At 61.9% G+C, this 19,307-nt stretch carries 16 protein-coding genes; 4 read left to right on the top strand and 12 right to left on the bottom strand.

The features are described 5' to 3' along the window. A complete protein-coding gene (gene kynU, locus AC1D05_RS10150) occupies positions 1–1,248 on the bottom strand; it encodes a kynureninase (RefSeq protein WP_477440503.1) in 1,248 nt (415 codons plus the stop codon). A 168-nt stretch (positions 1,249–1,416) separates the two neighbouring features. Between kynU and AC1D05_RS10145 the strand changes: the two genes are divergently transcribed. Both AC1D05_RS10145 and lexA read left to right on the top strand, forming a co-directional pair. Then, entirely contained in the window at positions 1,417–2,151 is a 735-nt protein-coding gene (locus AC1D05_RS10145; protein ID WP_477440501.1) for a GntR family transcriptional regulator, read from the top strand. A gap of 382 nt (positions 2,152–2,533) precedes the next feature. Continuing rightward, positions 2,534–3,271, top strand: a complete 738-nt coding sequence (gene lexA / locus AC1D05_RS10140) for a transcriptional repressor LexA (RefSeq protein ID WP_477440499.1) — start codon at positions 2,534–2,536, stop codon at positions 3,269–3,271. Here the strand turns inward: lexA and AC1D05_RS10135 are convergent. After that, entirely contained in the window at positions 3,265–5,721 is a 2,457-nt protein-coding gene (locus AC1D05_RS10135; protein ID WP_477440497.1) for a ComEC/Rec2 family competence protein, read from the bottom strand. The two genes, lexA and AC1D05_RS10135, sit on opposite strands and share 7 nt — an antisense overlap. A gap of 121 nt (positions 5,722–5,842) precedes the next feature. Beyond that, the gene (locus AC1D05_RS10130) at positions 5,843–6,217 is read right to left on the bottom strand and encodes a hypothetical protein (RefSeq protein WP_477440495.1); all 375 of its coding nucleotides are present in this window, start codon (positions 6,215–6,217) and stop codon (positions 5,843–5,845) included. Between the two features lie 261 nt (positions 6,218–6,478). On the opposite strand from AC1D05_RS10130, the gene gltX reads away from it, so the two are divergent. Both gltX and gltA read left to right on the top strand, forming a co-directional pair. Beyond that, positions 6,479–7,903 (top strand): glutamate--tRNA ligase, encoded by a 1,425-nt coding sequence (gene gltX / locus AC1D05_RS10125; protein ID WP_477440494.1) that lies wholly within the window; start codon positions 6,479–6,481, stop codon positions 7,901–7,903. 183 nt (positions 7,904–8,086) lie between these two features. Then, on the top strand, positions 8,087–9,415 hold the full coding sequence (gene gltA / locus AC1D05_RS10120; protein ID WP_095200166.1) for a citrate synthase: 1,329 nt from the start codon (positions 8,087–8,089) through the stop codon (positions 9,413–9,415). 32 nt (positions 9,416–9,447) lie between these two features. On the opposite strand, the gene lpxB is transcribed toward gltA, so the two are convergent. The 9 genes from lpxB to AC1D05_RS10075 all read right to left on the bottom strand — a co-directional run bounded on the left by lpxB (position 9,448) and on the right by AC1D05_RS10075 (position 19,302). Next, positions 9,448–10,620 carry a lipid-A-disaccharide synthase gene (gene lpxB / locus AC1D05_RS10115; protein WP_477440492.1) on the bottom strand — a complete coding sequence of 391 codons (1,173 nt, stop codon included), beginning with the start codon at positions 10,618–10,620 and terminating at the stop codon, positions 9,448–9,450. Beyond that, on the bottom strand, positions 10,613–11,527 hold the full coding sequence (locus tag AC1D05_RS10110; protein WP_477440490.1) for an LpxI family protein: 915 nt from the start codon (positions 11,525–11,527) through the stop codon (positions 10,613–10,615). The genes lpxB and AC1D05_RS10110 overlap by 8 nt, the downstream gene beginning before the upstream one ends. Further along, positions 11,499–12,332: an acyl-ACP--UDP-N-acetylglucosamine O-acyltransferase gene (gene lpxA, locus AC1D05_RS10105; RefSeq protein WP_477440488.1), complete on the bottom strand. Its 834-nt coding sequence runs from the start codon at positions 12,330–12,332 to the stop codon at positions 11,499–11,501. Before lpxA ends, AC1D05_RS10110 begins: the two co-directional genes overlap by 29 nt. A 13-nt stretch (positions 12,333–12,345) precedes the next feature. After that, positions 12,346–12,813, bottom strand: a complete 468-nt coding sequence (gene fabZ, locus AC1D05_RS10100; protein WP_027044543.1) for a 3-hydroxyacyl-ACP dehydratase FabZ — start codon at positions 12,811–12,813, stop codon at positions 12,346–12,348. Continuing rightward, positions 12,806–13,861, bottom strand: coding sequence for a UDP-3-O-(3-hydroxymyristoyl)glucosamine N-acyltransferase (gene lpxD, locus AC1D05_RS10095; RefSeq protein WP_477440486.1), 1,056 nt, complete (start codon positions 13,859–13,861; stop codon positions 12,806–12,808). The genes fabZ and lpxD overlap by 8 nt, the downstream gene beginning before the upstream one ends. Positions 13,862–13,936: 75 nt before the next feature. Further along, positions 13,937–16,300: an outer membrane protein assembly factor BamA gene (gene bamA, locus AC1D05_RS10090; protein WP_477440484.1), complete on the bottom strand. Its 2,364-nt coding sequence runs from the start codon at positions 16,298–16,300 to the stop codon at positions 13,937–13,939. A gap of 217 nt (positions 16,301–16,517) precedes the next feature. Beyond that, entirely contained in the window at positions 16,518–17,660 is a 1,143-nt protein-coding gene (rseP, locus tag AC1D05_RS10085) for an RIP metalloprotease RseP (RefSeq protein ID WP_477440482.1), read from the bottom strand. A gap of 95 nt (positions 17,661–17,755) precedes the next feature. Next, positions 17,756–18,571 carry a phosphatidate cytidylyltransferase gene (locus tag AC1D05_RS10080; RefSeq protein WP_477440480.1) on the bottom strand — a complete coding sequence of 272 codons (816 nt, stop codon included), beginning with the start codon at positions 18,569–18,571 and terminating at the stop codon, positions 17,756–17,758. Continuing rightward, complete coding sequence (locus AC1D05_RS10075) at positions 18,568–19,302, bottom strand: isoprenyl transferase (protein ID WP_477440478.1); 735 nt, start codon at positions 19,300–19,302, stop codon at positions 18,568–18,570. Before AC1D05_RS10075 ends, AC1D05_RS10080 begins: the two co-directional genes overlap by 4 nt. Between the last annotated feature and the right edge of the window lie 5 nt (positions 19,303–19,307).

Raw genomic sequence — 19,307 nt, 5'->3', positions numbered from 1 at the left:
TCAGGTCACCGCCGTCTTGACGGCGAAGCGGGCGTCCTGCCAGGCGCCGGTGCGCAGGATATCCTCCAGCACCTCGACCGCATGCCAGACGTCCCTGTAGCCGACATAAAGCGGCGTGAAGCCGAAGCGGATGGTCGACGGCGCGCGGAAATCGCCGATCACGCCGCGCTCGATCAAGGCCCGCATCACCTGGTAGCCATGCGGGTGCAGGAACGACACCTGGCTGCCGCGCGCATTGCCGTCGCGCGGGCTTTCGAGTTCGAGACCGTAGGCGCCGCATCTGGTTTCGACGAGCTGGATGAACAGGTCGGTCAAGGCGATGCTCTTCTTGCGCACCTCTGCCATGTCGACATCGTCCCAGATATCCAGCGCGCCCTTCAGCGCTCGCATCGACAACATCGGCTGGGTTCCACACAGGAACCTGCGGATACCGACGCCGGCAGCAAAACCCTGTTCGAAAGCGAACGGCCGCGCATGGCCCCACCAGCCGCTCAGCGGCTGATGGACATCGTCGTGATGGCGTGTAGCGGCATAGACGAAGGCGGGCGCGCCCGGGCCGCCATTGAGATATTTGTAGGTGCAGCCGATGGCGAAATCGGCATTGGCGCTGTCGAGCTCGACCGGCAAGGCGCCGGCCGTGTGGCAGAGATCCCAGACGATCAGCGCGCCAGCCTGATGGGCCTTGCGCGTCAGCGCGGCCATGTCACGCAACTGTCCGGATTTGTAATTGACGTGGTTGACCAGGATGACCGCGACGCGCTCGTCGATCAGCTCTTCTATGGTTGATGCATCGACGCCTTCGAGCCGCAGCACCGTGCCCGGCCGCGTCGAGGCCACGCCTTCGGCCATATAGAGATCGGTTGGAAAGCTGTCGCCCTCGGCAACGATGACCGAGCGGTCCGGCCGCATGTTGAGTGCGGCGTGCAGCACCTTGTAGATGTTGATCGAGGTCGTATCGCAGACCACCGTCTGGCCGACCTCAGCGCCGATCAGACGGCCGAGCTGGTCGCCAAGCGCGACCGGCATATCGAACCAGCCGGCGGTGTTCCAGGCGCGGATCAGGTCCTGCGCCCACTCCTGCGTCGCCGCCTTCTGCAGCTCATTGAAGACGGTGGGTGCCGCGGCGCCCAGCGAATTGCCGTCGAGATAGATCACACCTTCCGGTAGAACGAACCGGTCGCGCATGGCGCGCAGCGGATCCGCTGCATCCATGGCTTCGACTGCTGCGAGATCAAGCGTTGCATTCATGATCGATTGTCCTTCGCGCAGAGGCGCGCCCAGATGAACACGTCAGGTGAAATCGGCTGGCCGATCATGGGCAGTCGGCCAGACCCTGTCAAACATTATATATAATTTACGCCATGGAAGGCTTTCATATATAATCGTTTGGGGTGGCAGCCTAAGGATGGGACAACGATGCCGGATGAAGGACTCTCGAAGACGGAAGCGGCCTACAGGCTGCTGCGTCGCGATATCCTCACGACCCGTCTGCGGCCCGGCGCGCCGCTCAAGCTCAGTACGCTGCGCAACAGCTATGGCATTGGCTGGACACCGTTGCGCGAAGCGCTGTCGCGACTGGAGGCGGAGCGCCTGGTGACTTCCATCAGCAATCGTGGCTTTGCCGTCGCTCCGGTTTCGCGCATCGAATTGGAAGACCTGTCGCGCGCCAGGTGTGTCGTCGACCTGCCACTGCTCCAGGAATCGATCGAGAAAGGTGGCCACGATTGGGAAAACGCCGTCGTCGCCGCGCATTACCGGCTGTCGCGTTGCAAGACCGCGGTCGACGATCCATCCGACGCTGTGGTCGACGAATGGGATGAAAAGCACGAGGCTTTCCACGCCGCCCTGCTCAGCGGGGCAGCATCACCCTGGCTGCTGACCTTCCATTCCACGATCGCGGATCAGTTGCGTCGCCATCACCGTTTTCTCGGTCTAGCGCCAACGCTGCGGGCGGCCGCCGGCCTGCAGCATGGTTACGAGGAAGCCGTGGAAGCGCTGCGCCAGGCGGTCGCAATCGAACACCACACCGCGCTCATGGAAGCGGCGCTCGATCGCGACGTCGAGCGCGCGAAAACCCTGATGATCGCCCACATTGGTTATACGCTGCATGTCTATGTCCATGCCGGCGACGGCAGCATAAACAAGCGGTAGCGCAACGAGGACCATGGACCAAAGCCAGTATGGCAATTTCTCGGTCAAGTTGGCGTTTTGGCTTCGTTTCGTTCACGGCAGGTCAATGATCGGTGAAAGGGCGAAAAACCTCTCATCGAGCCGTATCGGCAACTGATGCCAGACCTCGGAACAGGATAGGCCACAGGCCATTAACCAAAACAATTTCAAAGCCAACGGGCGCACTGCGGCGGCAGGCAGACGTCGGACACGGCCCGCTGCCAGGCGCCAAATAATTTCAGACGTCTTAACAAATTCACTAAACTTTAAACGGTTGCAGAACACAACTGGAACAGATAGTGTTTGTTCTGGGTTTGTTTTTCGATTCTGGTTCAGACCTTTTGTTCAAGCCTTGGGGGCTGCCATGCTAACGCGTAAGCAACATGAACTCTTGATGTTCATTCATGAACGGTTGAAGGAAAGCGGCATTCCGCCCTCCTTCGACGAGATGAAGGAAGCGCTCGATCTCGCCTCCAAGTCAGGGATCCATCGCCTGATCACGGCGCTGGAGGAACGCGGTTTCATCCGCCGGCTACCCAACCGGGCACGCGCGCTGGAAGTGCTGCGGCTGCCGGATTCGATAGCGCCCGGCCTCAACGCGGCAAAGAAATTCTCGCCAAGCGTCATCCAGGGCAGCCTCGGTCAGGGCGGCCTTGGCCGTCAGATCAAGCCGGCATCGTCGCGCTTGCCCGCGGCCGGCAATGACGACGACGTGGTTTCCGCCGTGTCGATCCCAGTGATGGGGCGTATCGCCGCCGGTGTGCCGATCGATGCCATCCAGCATCAGACGCATTCGATCTCGGTGCCGCCGGACATGATCATGGGTGGTGAGCACTATGCGCTGGAGGTCAAGGGCGACTCGATGATCGAGGCCGGCATCTTCGATGGCGATACCGTCATCATCCGCAACGCCGATACCGCCCAGCCTGGCGAGATCATCGTGGCGCTCGTGGATGAAGAGGAAGCGACGCTGAAGCGGTTTCGCCGAAAGGGTGCCTCGATCGCGCTCGAAGCCGCCAATCCGGCCTATGAGACGCGTATCTTCGGCCCCGACAGGGTCAAGGTACAAGGCAAGCTCGTCGGGCTGATCCGGCGCTACTGACCAGGAACGGCAGCTGGCTTTTCGGGTTTGCGCCAGGGCGCCAGCCCCCTCGCCTCACGTGAAAATTTTCGCTGCGCATGCCAGGGCCGATACGGCCCGTCCACCGCGAAGCTGACGATTGGCGGACCGGTCGCTGATTGACGGTCGAAGAAGACGGCAGCACTGCCCTTGCGGGCGAGCTGCCGTTTGGTGACGACGAGAACCAGCGGATTGTGGCAGGCGTCATAGCCCGTTGCGTCATTGACGACGATCAAATCGGCGAAACCGCAGGCCTTCCAGGTGTCCTTGCGGTCTTCGACATGCGCGATGATCGCGCCGGACGGGTGCCGGGCGAGACAGACGCCGTCCGTGCAATAGAACGGCGCTCCCGGTGGCAGATTGACGGCATCGGCAATGTCGAATTGGCCCTCCGCCTTGTTGAACATCTCCGGCACGACGATGGTTTCGGATGTCAGCGCGCGTTTCCAATTGTCGACGGTGAATTCATTCGGACGCGCCCGGCTGACCGCGAGTTCGCCGCCACCGATCGGCAGCGCGACCAGCCGCGCATCTTCGGAGATCAAGACATCCGGCGTTCGCGTATCCGACACCGTCAACAGGCCGGCAAGTACGAATGGCAGTGCTGCGAGCCGCAGCCAGGTCGTCGCCATCGTCGCGATGACCAGGGCGATGGTCACCAGCAAGACGGATTGCTGCGAGATCAGCCCGACCGCATCGACCGGAGAGCGTTCCGATATCCACGCCGATATCGCGATCATCGCCGTCAGGCCTTTGCCCATCAGGTAAAGGGATGGCGCATCCAATCCGAACGGCATCAGCAACGCGCTGGCAACGGCCAGGAACATCACGACTGACACGATCGGCATGACAGCCAGATTGGCGAACAGGCTGAGCGGCGACACCCGCTGGAAATGCCAGATGGCAAACAGCGCCGTGGCGCAGCCGGCAATGATGGAGGTCATGGCCAAGCCGCCAGCCGCCAGCAGGAATTTCCGCGTGAGAAAGCTTGGCAGGGACCGCTTTGGCGGTGGCGGTCTTGCCTTTCCCGCACGATGATCCGCCCAGCCGGCATAGGCGCCAACCAATGCCGCGGTCGCGGCAAACGACATCTGGAAGCTCGGGCCGACGACCTCATGCGGCGACACCACGATGACGGCGATCGCCGAGATCGCCAGATTGCGCATGGTCAGCGCCGCGCGATCGAACAGGACGGCAATCAGCATCACCGCCAGCATGATGAAGCTGCGCTCGGCGGCAACGACGACGCCGGAAATGACGAGATAGGCGGCGATCGAGACCAGCGCTGCGGCAGCAGCGTATTTCTTCACCGGACGCCGCGCTGAAAAATCCGGAAACAGCGCGAAGGCGCCGCGCAGCAGACCCATAATGGTGCCGGCGACAAGCGCCATATGCAGTCCGGAAATAGAGATGATGTGATAGATGCCGGTGCGCCGCATCGCTTCGTTGATTTCGTCGGGAATGCCTGCGCGGACACCAACGATCAGCGCTGCCGCGATCTCGCCTTCAGCACCGCCGACCGTGGCCCTGATATGGTCGGCGATCGCTTCGCGGGCATTTTCTATCCCGGAGAAAAGCCGGGCCGAGAGCGGCATCTCGTCGTCGGCGGCGGAGACAAGCTTTGGATTGCCGAGAAAGAAGCCGCTGCCGCCGATGCCGGCGAAATAGCTGTCGAAGGAGAAATCATAGCTGTCCGGCCGCACCGGGCCGGTCGGCGGCAACAGTTTGGCGTAGCCGGTGACCAGGGAGCCGGCAGTCATTTCCGCCGGGATATTGCGCGCCGAAAGCCGGACCCTTTCCGGCGCATAGCGCAGTTTCGGCCGCGCGGTGGATGTCACGTCTATGGTCAGCCGGGTGCGGCCGGTCTCCATCTGCTCCAGCGAGACGACGCGGCCGGTCAGTTGTGTCGATATTTCCGAACCCAGCATCTGGGTACCCGCCCGCCATGTCTCGACCTTGGCGGCAAGCAGGCCAAGCGCGCACAACAATGCCGCCATGAAGCCCAGATGGGTTTTCGGCCAGGAGCGCGAAGCAAGCGCGCAGATCGCCATCAGCACGACGACCGCGACAGGCCTTGCAAAATCAGGCTCCACTGCCAGCGAATAATAGCCGATCGCTCCAGCGGCCAGACAGACCGGCACCAGCAGGAAGGCGATGCCCCGATCAAGTTCCAGCTCCGCCGCGATAGCCACGCTGTGGCGCAGACGAGGCAGTGAAATCCGGCCCAGTTGCCGGCGCACACGCACGATCCGGCCTGTCTCGGTGGACGGAATTGGCGCTGGACCATTCGCCGGCAACGCTGGCTTACTGGAGCCCGGCACAAGGGGCGACAGTGGCGATGGGGTCGTCAGAGGCGTCGCAAACAGAGACCGTTCGCTGACGCCGACAACAGCGTCCTCGCCTTGATCCGAGCCCCAGCCTCGTCCAGCCATCGGGTCTGCCCCCTAGACCTCCTATGCTACATGAACGCGCAAAGCGCTAAAGTCCGCGCGACCATGCCTAATTTCTGCGCGTGGTCCGGGAAGGCGAGTTACCGCTTCTCGACCATTCAGCCTACTGACGGCATTCATTGCCTGCGAAGCGGTATGATCTGACGATCCCGCCGGAGATACGCCAATCTATCGTGCACCACATTGTATAGACACTGGGCGCGATGCCGCCAGAAGAGCTCGTATAGATCGTGTTCCCGATGACGGTCGAAGTATAGGATGGCGCCACCCCACTGGTCGAACCGACCATCTTGTGACGATATGACAGATATTTATCCTTGCCGACCGAATAGGTGGCGTCCGGTACGCCGAACGAACTGATGAACTCGCTTTCCGGCGCGCCTATCCAGGTCTTCAGAGTTTGTTCAAACCGCTCCGTCGTCGCGGTTTGACACCCACACAAAGTCAGCAAAGCAATAAGCGCAACTATTCTGGTCATCGCACCCCCCATACTGCGCAATGAACTTCAAAACATCCCACCTTTCAATGCCCGAAACAAACCTGGCAATGAGGCCAGCAGCTTCGCCGGGACGTGCTAAGCGATTTTACGCAGCGCACTTCATCCGCGCGCCTTCCCATGCCGGCCACATCCAGCCATTGGGTCTGCCCCTTGCACCCCTGACGCCCTATGCTACATGAACGCGCAACGCGCGAAAGTCCGCGCAACCGCACCCCGCTTCAGATGGTTTTCGAGAGTTCCATGTCCGACAAGGTCGTCACCCGTTTTGCCCCCTCGCCCACCGGTTACCTACATATCGGTGGCGCGCGCACGGCGCTGTTCAACTGGCTGTACGCCAAGCACACCGGCGGCACGATGGTGCTGCGCATCGAGGATACCGACCGCGAACGCTTCAACGAGGCGGCTACCCAGGCCATTCTGGACGGGCTGACCTGGCTTGGGCTTTCCTGGGACGGTGAGGCGATATCGCAGTTCGAGCGTGCGCCGCGCCACCGCGAGGTCGCCGAGGAACTCGTGCGCCTGGGCAAGGCCTATTACAGCTACGAAACACCCGCCGAGTTGGAGGCCATGCGCGAGGCGGCCCGGGCCAAGGGCTTGCCGCCGCGCTACAACGGCCAGTGGCGCGATCGCGATCCATCCGAGGCACCGCCCGGCGTCAAGGGCGCCATCCGCGTCAAGGCGCCGACCGAGGGCGAGACGGTCGTGCACGACCGCGTCCAGGGCGAGGTCCGCTTCCCCAACAAGGATCTCGACGACTTCATCATCCTGCGTTCGGACGGCAACCCGACCTACATGCATGCCGTCGTCGTCGACGATCACGACATGGGTGTCACGCACATCATCCGCGGCGACGACCACCTGACCAATGCCGCCCGCCAGACCGTGATCTACAACGCCATGGGGTGGGATGTGCCGTCGATGTCGCACATCCCGCTGATCCACGGCGCCGACGGTGCCAAGCTGTCGAAGCGGCATGGTGCGCTCGGCGTCGAAGCCTATCGCGCCATGGGCTATCTGCCGGAGGCGCTGCTCAACTATCTGGCGCGTCTCGGCTGGAGCCATGGCGATGACGAGATCATGTCGATCAAGGACATGGTCTCCTGGTTCGATATCGGTGACGTCAACAAGGGTGCCGCCCGCTTCGACTTCGCCAAGCTGGAAGCAATCAACGGCGCGCATATGCGCCGCATGGCCGATGCCGAACTGTTCGATATCTTCATCGCCACTCTGCCCTATCTCGAGGGTGGCCCGGCGATCGCCGCGCGCCTCGACGACAGGAACAAGGCGCAGTTGCTGGCAGCCCTTCCGGGCCTCAAGGAGCGCGCCAAAACGCTGGTCGAGCTTGTCGATGGCGCCGCCTTCCTGTTCGCCACGCGCCCCCTGCCGGTCGACGACAAGGCCGCCCTCCTGCTCAATGACGATGCCCGCAAGATCCTGCGTGGTGCTCACGAAGCTTTGAACGCGGTTACAGGCGACTGGACGGCTGCCACGGCGGAAGCCGCGCTCCGCGACTATGCGCTGGCTGGTGGCCACAAGCTTGGCGCCGTGGCCCAGCCCTTGCGGGCCGCGCTGACCGGCAAAAGCACCTCGCCGGGCGTGTTCGACGTGCTTGCCGTGCTTGGGCGCGAGGAGAGCTTGGCGCGCATAGCGGATCAAATCGATTAGGAGCAAACTGGCCCAAGAAGATTGGCATTGAAAGGCGCGTTTCGCAGTGCAACATTAGGCCTTGGCCCAATCTGGCACGCACCTCCTAAAATGCGGTGGCGAATACGCCCATTGCGGTGATTTCGACGTGTCGCTCTGCAGAATTTGCCTTTGCCGGCATGAGGAAACAAGAAGGAGTTTGCAATGACCGAAGCTGCGAAAAAACTGGATGTGGGCGGCGCGAACCAAGAAGCTATCGCAACGCTTGAATTCGCCGGCAAGACCCATGAATTCAAGGTGCGAAGCGGCTCCGTCGGGCCTGATGTCATCGACATCGCCTCGCTCTACAGCACGACCGGCGCCTTCACCTACGATCCCGGCTTCACCTCGACAGCGAGCTGCGAGTCCGAAATCACCTTCATCGACGGCGACGCCGGTATTCTTCTCCACCGCGGCTATCCGATCGACCAGTTGGCAGAACACGGCGACTTCCTCGAAGTCTGCTATCTCCTGCTCTACGGCGAACTGCCGACCAAGGCGCAGAAGGACGATTTCGATTACCGCGTGACGCGCCACACCATGGTGCACGAGCAGATGTCGCGCTTCTTCACCGGCTTCCGCCGCGACGCGCACCCGATGGCGGTGATGTGCGGCGTGGTCGGCGCGCTGTCGGCCTTCTATCACGACTCCACCGACATCTCCGACCCGTACCAGCGCATGGTCGCCTCGATGCGGCTGATCGCCAAGATGCCGACGATCGCGGCCATGGCCTACAAGTACCACATCGGCCAGCCCTTCATTTACCCCAAGAACGATCTCGGTTTCGCGGCAAACTTCCTGCATATGTGCTTCGCCGTGCCGTGCGAGGAGTACAAGATCAACCCGGTGCTGGCGCGCGCCATGGAGCGCATCTTCATCCTGCACGCCGATCATGAGCAGAATGCCTCGACCTCGACGGTTCGCCTCGCCGGCTCGTCGGGCGCCAACCCGTTCGCCTGCATCGCCGCCGGCATCGCTTGCCTGTGGGGGCCGGCGCATGGCGGCGCCAATGAAGCAGCGCTCAACATGCTGGGCGAAATCGGCCATGTCGATCACATTCCGGAGTTCATCGCCCGCGCCAAGGACAAGAACGATCCGTTCCGGCTGATGGGCTTTGGCCACCGCGTCTACAAGAACTACGATCCGCGTGCGAAAATCATGCAGAAGACGGCGCACGAGGTTCTGGGCGAGCTCGGCATCAAGGACGATCCGTTGCTCGACATCGCGATGGAGCTGGAAAAGATCGCGCTGACCGATCCCTATTTCATCGAGAAGAAGCTCTATCCGAATGTCGACTTCTACTCCGGCATCACGCTGAAGGCGCTGGGCTTCCCCACCACCATGTTCACCGTGCTGTTCGCGGTCGCTCGCACCGTAGGCTGGATCGCGCAGTGGAAGGAGATGATCGAGGACCCGCGCCAGAAGATCGGCCGCCCGCGCCAGCTCTATACCGGAGCGCCGGAGCGCGACTACGTGCCGATCGCCAAGCGCTGACCAAACCTGTCTTGACCGAAAAAAGGCGCCTGTCAGGGCGCCTTTTGTATATGACGAAGCACGACACTCGCCGCGATCTCGCCCGACGGTTTGTCCGTCGCCATGCGCCGTGCGATCTCGGCAAATCCGTCCTTCTGCCAGGCGCGCATGCCCGTGTCGGCGAACAGCGCTTCCAACTGGCGTGCCAGATTGTTCGGCTTGACGTACTCGTTGTAGAACTCCGGGATCAAAGCGCGATCCGAGATCAGGTTGGGCAGCAGCGCCGACCAGACGGAAACGAAATAGGGCGCAACGGCACGGGCGATGGGATCGAGCCTGTAGCACGAGACCATCGGCACACCAGCCAACGCCAGCTCCAGCGACACGGTCCCCGACGCGATCAGCGCGGCATCGGCCTTGCCGAAAGCCTGCCATTTGCGTTGGGGATCAACGATGATCTCGGGTTTTTCATCCCAACGGTTGACCGAGGCTTTGACGAGGTCGGCGACATGCGGAACCGTCGGCAGCAACAGCCGCAGACGATGCCCGCGCGCGCGCAGCATTGACACGGTCTCGCCGAACGTATCGACCAGCCGCCGCACCTCGCTGCGCCGCGAGCCGGGCAGGACGAGCAATGTCTTGATGCGGTCCTGGGCAAGATCGCGCGGCAAAGCCTGCGCCTTCGCGGCAGCAAGCACACCCGCATCATGCGTCAGGCGATGCCCGACATAGGTGCCGGGCGGGCCGCCAAGCCGCTCCAGCTCCTTCACCTCGAACGGCAGGATACAGAGGATATGGTCGACATAAGGCTTCATCGCCACCGCCCTGCCCGGCCGCCAGGCCCAGACGCTCGGGCAGACATAATGGATGATCGGTATCGACGGATTGGCCGCACGCACCTTCCTGGCGACGCGCAAGGAGAAGTCCGGACTGTCGATGGTGACCAGGCAATCCGGCTTTTCCTCAGCGATGGCTTTGGCCAGCTGGCCGATCCGCCTGAAAAGGCGCGGCAGATCACGCAGGACGGCACTGAAACCCATCAGCGCGATCTCGCCGGCATCAAAGGGCGACACCAGGCCCAATTCGCTGAGATGCCGGCCGCCGAGACCGACGAGCCGCACCTCGCGGCCGGTTGCCTGGCGGAGCGAACGCACGATGTCGGCGCCAAGCAGATCGCCTGATTCTTCACCGGCAACGATCCCTATTTTCAGCGCCTTGTCAGCCATGCGCCGGCTCCGCTGCGGCCAGGCCGACGATGAACAGACCAAGCTCATTGGCGCGCGCCAGGGTTGCGGGACCTTCAAGGATCAGCGAGCGTCCCGCTTCGACGGCAATGCCGACGAGCCCGGCCGCATGCGCCGATTCGACCGTCTGCGGTCCTATGGACGGCAGGTCGGCACGCAGTTCCTGGCCTGGCTTGGCGCATTTGACCAGCACGCCGCGGGTCTTGCCTGCGATACGGCCGTGGCCTCGCAACAGTTTTGCGCGGTCGAGCAATCCTGCCGTCCCCTCGATGCCTTCCAGCGCGATGACGCGGCCACCCACCGCTATAGCCGCCTGGCCGATATCCAGCGCCCCGATGGCCTTCGCCGCCGCGAGCCCGGCTTCGATGTCGCGCCGATCCGAATCCCTAGGCGCTGCCTTCGTCAGCACGCCTTCGGCAGCAGCAAGGGTCGGAACGATTTCGTGGGCCCCTACGACCTTTATTCCACGCGCCTCCAAGCCTCGCGCTACGACCTTCAGCAGACCGTCGTCGCCGCGTGCGAGTGCCATGACGACAACCGGTATGACCGCGAGCAGGCTGAAACTGGGACGAAGACGTGTCAACCTTGGCCGACGCTTGATCTCGCCGGCAAGCACCAGATGGGTAATCCGGTGGCGTTTGAGCAATGGAACAAGCGCGCCGATTGCCTCCAGGGCGAGGGTCTCATGCTCATACCCGCACAATTCCGGCAAACGGTCGGCTTCGCCTTCCATGAGGACGATGAAGGGCGGATAGCCCTGCCCGGCCGAGCCGGCCGCGACTTCGACCGGAAGACTGCCACCGCCGGCGATGATGCCGACCCTGGCACCTGGCGGGAGACCAAGACCAGCAGAAGCTGCCTCAGTCTTCATCATCGGTATCATCGCCATCGCCGCCCTTGAGCGATGGCACCGCATAATGCCGCTTGCCACGACTGCTGATGAAATCGATGATCTTCATGGCGGTCGGCGAAGAGGCGAACTCGGCCTTGGCGAGTTCGATGTTCTCGCCGACGGTGCGGGAGCGGTCGAAGATCGTCCTGTAAGCTTTGCGCAACAGATAGATTTCGGATCGCGGCAGACCGGCGCGCTTGAGGCCGATGATGTTCAAGCCACGCAAGCTGGCGCGGTTGCCGACGGCAATGGCATAGGGGATGACATCGCCGACAAAGGCCGAGCACCCGCCAAGAAAGGCGTTGTCGCCGACACGCACGAATTGATGCACGGCGCTGAGGCCGCCAATATAGACATTGTTGCCGACCTCGCAGTGGCCGCCCAGCGTCGCGCCATTGGCAAAGGTGGCGTTGTTGCCGACGACGCAATCATGGGCGATGTGGGCGTAGGCAAGGAAATTGCCGTTGTCGCCCACCGTCGTCTCGCCACGGCTGGTGTCGGTGCCGACATGCATGGTGACGCCTTCACGGATCGTGCAATTGGCGCCGATGACCAGCGTGGTGCGACCGCCCTTGTGCTTGGTGTTCTGCGGCGGCGCACCCAATGTCGCCATCGGATAGACCTTGGTCGAGGCGCCAATGGTGGTCGCACCCATGACGGAGACATGGCTGACCAGTTCGACACCGTCACCGATCACGGCATCCGCGCTGATATGGCAGAACGGCCCTATGCGCACGCCTTGGCCGATTTGAGCGCCTTCTTCCACAACGGAGGAAGGATGGATTGAAGTCTTGATGTTCATAAGCACTCGATCGTCAGTCGCTGGTGACCATCATGGCTGAAATCTCGGCCTCGGCTGCCTTGGTGCCGTCGACCAGGGCTTCGCAGGCGAATTTGAGCAGGTTGCCGCGCTTCTTGATTTTCTTGACATGGATTTTCAACTGGTCGCCGGGAACGACCGGTTTGCGGAATTTGGCGTTGTCGATGGTCAGGAAATAGACCAGCGACGGCTTCGACGCCCCAAGGCTGCGGATGCAGATGGCGCCTGCCGTCTGCGCCATGGCCTCGACGATCAGCACGCCCGGCATCACCGGCTGCTCCGGGAAGTGCCCCTGAAAATGCGGTTCATTGATGGTGACGTTCTTGATGCCGACAGCAGAATCGTCACCATCGATGTCGACGATGCGGTCGATCATCAGGAAGGGATAGCGGTGCGGCAGAAGCTTCATCAGCCCCATTATGTCGACCGCTTCCAGCGTCGTTGCCGCCACCATATCAGCCATTGTCCTTGCCCTGCTTGCGTGCCCTGGCCATCGTGCGCAACATGGCTATCTCTCGCATGGCTTCCGCCATCGGCTGTGCCGGATAACCGCCCCATATCTCGCCGGCAGGGACATTGCTCATAAATCCACTTCTGGCGGCAAGCTTGGCTCCTGAGCCGATGGTCAAGTGATCCGCAAGCCCGACACCGCCGCCCATCGTGACATTGTCACCCACGACCACGGAACCGGAAATACCCGAAAGCCCGGCAACTATGCAATTGCGACCGATGCGGACGTTATGGGCGATCTGCACGAGATTGTCGATCTTGGTGCCCTGACCAATGATCGTGTCCGACATGGCACCGCGGTCGACGGTGGAATTGGAGCCGATCTCGACATCATCCTGGATGACAACCCGCCCGATCTGGGGAACGCGTTCCGGCCCCTTGGCACCACCCACAAAGCCGAAGCCGTCCTGGCCGATCCTGGCGCCGCCATGGATGATGACCCGATTGCCGATCAGCGCATACTGGATACTGACACCCGGGCCGACATAGCCGTCACGACCGATCTGGCAGAACTGCCCAATGACCGCGTTTGGCGCGATGACGGTGCCGCTGCCGATCGAGACGCCTGGCCCGATGACCACGCCGGCCTCGATGATGGCGCCGGCTTCGACATGCGCGGTCGGATCGACATGGGCATGCGGCGAGACACCGGTTTCACCGGTCATTGGTCCCGGTGTGGCAGCTGCAGGGAACAGCAGTCGACCGACCAGCGCGAATGCCTGCTGCGGACGTGGATGGATCAAAACGGCAATTTCGGCCGGTGCCTTGTTGGCGAATTCCGCCGGGCACAGCACCGCGGCCGCCCGCAGTGACGGCATCAACGCGGAATTACGCCTGCCGTCGACGAAGACAAGCGCATTGGCACCGCCTTCGCTGGCCGGAGCAAGCGCCGAGATCGAAACGTCAGAGTGGCCGGAATCGACAAGCACCGAGCCGGTCAGATTCGCGACTTCGGCCGCCGTATACCGGCGTGATGGCGCGAAGAACACCGGATCGGTCATTCCAGAAGCTATATCCAGCTAGGTCGGAACATTTCTCCCGGATCCAAAAAATCCGGGAGCATCGTTGGCCGCCGATCAGAAGCGGGTCGATATGCCGAAGTTGAATTCCTGCACTTTGTCGCTCGCTTCCTTCTTGACCGGGATCGCGTAGTCGATACGGATCGGGCCGAACGGCGAAGCCCACATCAGGCCGACACCAACCGATGCACGCAGCTTCAAGTCCGTCGAGGTCTGACTGACTGAAGTGACATTGCTGCCATAAAGCGTTGCGGCATCGGCGAACACAGCGCCTCGCAACCCAAAGCTCTCCGGAACGACCGGCAGCGGGAACTGACCTTCCGCCGAAGCATTGAAGTAGGTCGTGCCACCGAGATGGTCACCTGTCAAAGCGTCCGCAGGACCAATGCCGCCATAGGCAAAGCCACGGATCATACGATCGCTGCTCTGGAACTGATCGAATATACGCAGACCGTCGCTGCCGTAACCCTCGACGTGACCCGCACCGCCCGAAACGAGGCCTACAAGGTCGAACTGCTCGGACAGCGTCTGATAGACACTGCCGCGCCCCGTGATCTTGACGAACTTGGCGTCGCCGCCAAGACCGGCAACTTCCACGGAGCTGGTAGCATAGATACCCTCATGCGGGTTCTTCATGTCGTCGATAGTATTGTAGGTAAGCCCCACGCTGACCGACGACTTGATCCACGGGCTTTGATCTATGCCATCCAAAATCGCGGTCGAGATGTTGCAGGTGCCATCGGGATCCAAAGCAGTCGGATTACAACTATCGTCGACGGAATACTTTTCCTGAGAAATATTGTACGCCAGCTGCGTCGAGATGTTGTTGGTGATCGGCAGGCCGAAGCGCACCGTCGCACCCGTGGTATCGCTGTCGTAGTTGCTGTCGTACTGCCTCGTCGACTTGTAGATGTCGAAGCCGGCCGCGATGCGCCGTCCAAGGAAATACGGCTCCGTGAAGGACAGGCTGTAGTCGCGCGAGTTCTTGCCGCCACCCGCCGACACCTTGATGTACTGGCCACGGCCGAGGAAATTGCGCTCGGTGATCGAACCTTCGACGGACGGACCCGCCGTGTCGCCACCGGTCGAATAGCCGGCACCGATCGAGAATTCACCTGTCGACTTCTCGACCACGTCGACCACCAGAACGACTTGGTCTGGCTGCGAGCCGGGTACAGTCGAGATGTCGACTTTCTCAAAATAATTCAGATCTTCCAAGCGTTTCTTCGCGCGCTGGACGAGCACCTGGTTAAACGCGTCGCCCTCGCTGACATCGAATTCGCGGCGAATGACATAGTCACGCGTGCGATCGTTGCCGCGGATTTCGATGCGTTCGATATAGGCCTTGGTGCCCTGGTCGACGGTGTAGACCACCGAGATCGTGTGGTTCTCGAAGTTGCGGTCGCCGCGCGGTGTCACCTGAGCGAAGGCATAGCCGGAACCGGCCACCTTCTCGGTCAGGGCGATGATGGAGTCCTCGACCTTCTTTGCGTTGTAAACATCGCCCTTTTGGGTCTCGACCACAGATTCCAGCGATTTCGAATCGACTTCCGGGATCGTGCTTTCGACGCTGACGTCGCCGAAATTGTAGCGCTCGCCTTCCTGGACGGTGATGGTGACCGTGTACTTGTTCGTCGCATTGTCGAGCTCGCCGACGGCCGACACGACCTGGAAATCGGCGTAGCCGTGATTGTAGTAGAAGCGGCGCAGCAACTCCTGGTCGGCGCGCAGCTTGTCCTCGTCATAAACGTCATCGCGCAGGATGAACGACACCCAGGACGAGCGCTTGGTGTTGATCACATCCGACAGGCGGCGGCTCGAATAGGCGCTGTTACCGACAAAATTGATTGCCGCGATCTGCGTGCGGTCGCCTTCGGTAATCTTGAAAACCACATTCACGCGGTTGTCGCCGAGGTCCATGATCTGCGCGGTCACGCCGGCATCGTCTCGGCCGATGCGCCTGTAGGCGGCCTTGACCGCCTCGACGTCGGAATCGAGCGTAGCCTGGGAGAACGTGCCGCGCGGCTTCAGCTGAACGGCTGCCTGAAGCGCATCGTCCTTGAGCTTCTTGTTGCCCTGGAACAGCACCTGGTTGACGACCTTGTATTCGGCAACCTTGACCACCAGCGTCGAGCCGACCTGGTTGATCTGGACATCCGAGAACAGGCCGGTGCCGAACAACGCCTTGACGGCCGCGTCGATGTCGGAACTGGAGAAGGCCTTGCCCGGCTTGATGGTGATGTAGTTGCGGATGGTTTCGGCGTCGACACGCTGGTTGCCGCTCACCTCCACCCTGCTGACGACAGCGGCTTCAGCCGCCGATGTGGCAACGAATTGCACTGCGAACGCACCTGGTACGACCAGAGCCGCGGACAGTGCCGCCGCGGACGCGGCGTTCAGAAACTTGGATGCTGCCTTCATCGGGCTTAATAACCTTTTCTCGTAGTCCCCACGGCGAGAAAACCGGACGTGCGGTAATTTCCCCTACCGTATTAACCGGATTTTCCCTACACGCAAGGCTTCTGGTTAATTTGTATTTACTTAACCCTGGTGCGTGGCTTTCGCGTCACTCATATCCCCGTGCATGGTAAACGGCGTCTCAACATCGACCGTGCCTGGGCCAAATTTCTTCATGATTTCAGCACCCAAACAGATCGTTCCAGAACACGAAACCCATGAAGCACAAGACCAGAAGCAGACCGGCCCGATAGGCCATTTCCATCATCCGTTCCGACACCGGCCGGCGTATGACGGCCTCCACCCCGTAGAACAAGAGATGACCGCCGTCGAGGGGGGGAATCGGCAAAAGATTTAGAAAACCGATGCCCACGGACAGCAGCGCGACGAGTTGCACCAGCCATTCGAAACCCAGTTTGGCCGCCTTGCCGGCCATGTCGGCGATCTTGACGGGGCCGCCCAACTGGCACTTGTCCTCGCGCCCGACGGCGAAACGCTGCAAGAACTGGCCGGTGCGCGAGATGACGTGGCCTGTTTCCTCAACCGCCGCAGCAACGGCTCCAACCGGTGTGTAGGTGACGAGACGAGGCTGGCCGAGTTCCTTGTTGTTGACGACGCCGATCACGGCGACCTTGATCTTGTTGCCAAGCGCGTCTTGCTGCTCCATCAGTTGCGGGGTCGCGGTCACCGTGACTTCCTTGCCATCGCGCAGCATGACAAAGGTGATCGTATCGCCGGCGCGGCCCGAGACCAGCCGCTGCACATCGCCAAAGGTTTCGACCTTGCTGCCGTCAACGCTGACGAATCGGTCGCCAGGCAGGATGCCCGCTTTTGCCGCCGGACTGTCTGCCGTAACTTCCGCCACCATGGGCTCCGCGACATAACGCCCATAGGTGGAAAACAGCACGGCAAAGACGACGATCGCAAGCAGGAAGTTGAACAGAGGCCCGGCCGCCACCGTCGCCGCGCGCTTCCAGATCGCCTGCGTGTGGAAGGCAACCTTGCGCTCCTCGTCGGTCAGTGTTTCCAGCTCTTCCGACGTCGGCTGGCTGGAGGTGGCGTTCATATCGCCGACAAATTTGACATAGCCGCCAAGCGGTATGGCGCAGAGCTTCCAACGCGTGCCATGGCTGTCGTTGAAGCCGAGGAGTTCGGGACCGAAGCCGATCGAGAAGGCTTTGACCCCGATGCCGCACCAGCGGCCGACGAGGTAGTGGCCCATTTCGTGGACGAACACCACCACGGTCAGCACGAAGAGGAACGGCACGAGTGTGCCGAGAAGCAAGCCGTCCGTGCTGAAAACCGCGTGAAGAATCCCGTTCAATTCATGACCTCAAATTCTTCCGCTGCCGCGCCGTGACTGTGACAGCAATCCAGGCGAATCCAAGGCGCCCACATCAGATCGCGGAACGACATCATTCAAATCGGAAACAGCCCCTGTGCCGGATGATCGGCGCCCGCCGAAATCCAGCCAATGACGTATAGGGCGAGAGCCGCCGCGACAAGCCCGTCTACACGGTCCATAACGCCACCATGGCCAGGAATGAGCACGCCCGAATCCTTGCGGCCATGCCGCCGTTTGACCCAGGATTCGAACAGGTCGCCGGCCTGGGCGACGATTGAAAGCACAAGCGCCACAAGGCCAAGCAAGGCCAGATTGCCGGCACCGGCGGCAGCTGCCAGCAAAACCCCGGCGACAACGCCACCGACAGCGCCGCCGAGGGCGCCACTGCGCGTCTTGCCCGGCGAAATCGACGGCGCCAGTTTGGGGCCGCCGATGGCGCGCCCGACGAAATAGGCAAAGATGTCGGTCGCCCAGACGACCGCGAACAGGAACAGGATGGCGATGAGGCCCGAATGGTCGCCATCGCGCAGCAGGGCAAGCGACAAGCCGGACACGCTGGCATAGGCAAGACCGCTCGCCTCCCACTGCCCCGTCTTGCGAATCCGTGCGGCTATCGCCGTTGCGGCAATCAGAATCATGACAAGCAGCAGCAGCCAGAAGGCAGGAAGCCCGGCAATCAAGGCGCCGATGAAAACGACGACCAGCGCCTCGGGCAGGAAGCCCAGCCCATTGGCAGCAGCCGGCCGCGACATGCGTGTCCACTCATAGAAGATCATCGCCGACATGGCTGCGCACAGCAGGCGGAAAGGCAGGCCGCCAAGCCAGGTCAGGCCAAGGGCGATGACAGCAAGCACGACCGCTGAAATGACGCGGAGCTGAAGGTTGCTCATCCCGCGGCCGGTCGCGAAGCGACGTCTTGCGGGTCCGATCCGCCGAAACGGCGCTCGCGGCCGGCAAATTCGCGCAGGGCTTCGGCGAGGTGCTCGCGACTGAAGTCGGGCCAATAGCAAGGCAGGAAGACGAGCTCGCTGTAGGCGGCCTGCCACAAGAGGAAGTTGGACAGGCGAAGCTCGCCACTGGTGCGTATGACCAGCTCCGGATCAGGAATGCCTTGCGTGTCGAGACTGCCGGCAAAGCTTTCGGCGGTGATCGCTTCGGCGTCGATTTCGCCGCGCGCCACGGCAGAGGCGAGTTTGCGCGCCGTGCGAACGATCTCGTCGCGCCCGCCATAGTTGAAGGCGATGACCAGGGTCAGCGCTTCGTTGCGGGCGGTGAGCGATTCGGCCTCGTCGAGCAGCCCTCTTATGTCGGCCTGCAGCCCTGCCCTATCGCCGATGATCCTGACCCGCACGCCGCTCTGGTGTAGGTCGGCCAGGTCACGACGGATGAACAGCTTCAGCAGTCCCATCAGGTCGCTGACTTCGGACTTCGGCCGCGACCAGTTTTCCGACGAGAAAGCGTAGACCGTCAGGAAGGAGATACCGAGATCCGGTGCCGCGCGCACCGTCTTGCGCAGGGCTTCGACGCCGGCGCGATGACCGGCAAGCCTCGGCATGCCGCGCGCCTTGGCCCAGCGTCCATTTCCATCCATGATGATCGCGACATGCGCGGGCGTTGTCATGATCT

The sequence above is a fragment of the Mesorhizobium sp. P2_E9 genome, from assembly GCF_056403815.1.
This window is presented reverse-complemented; position numbering and strand designations above follow the sequence as displayed.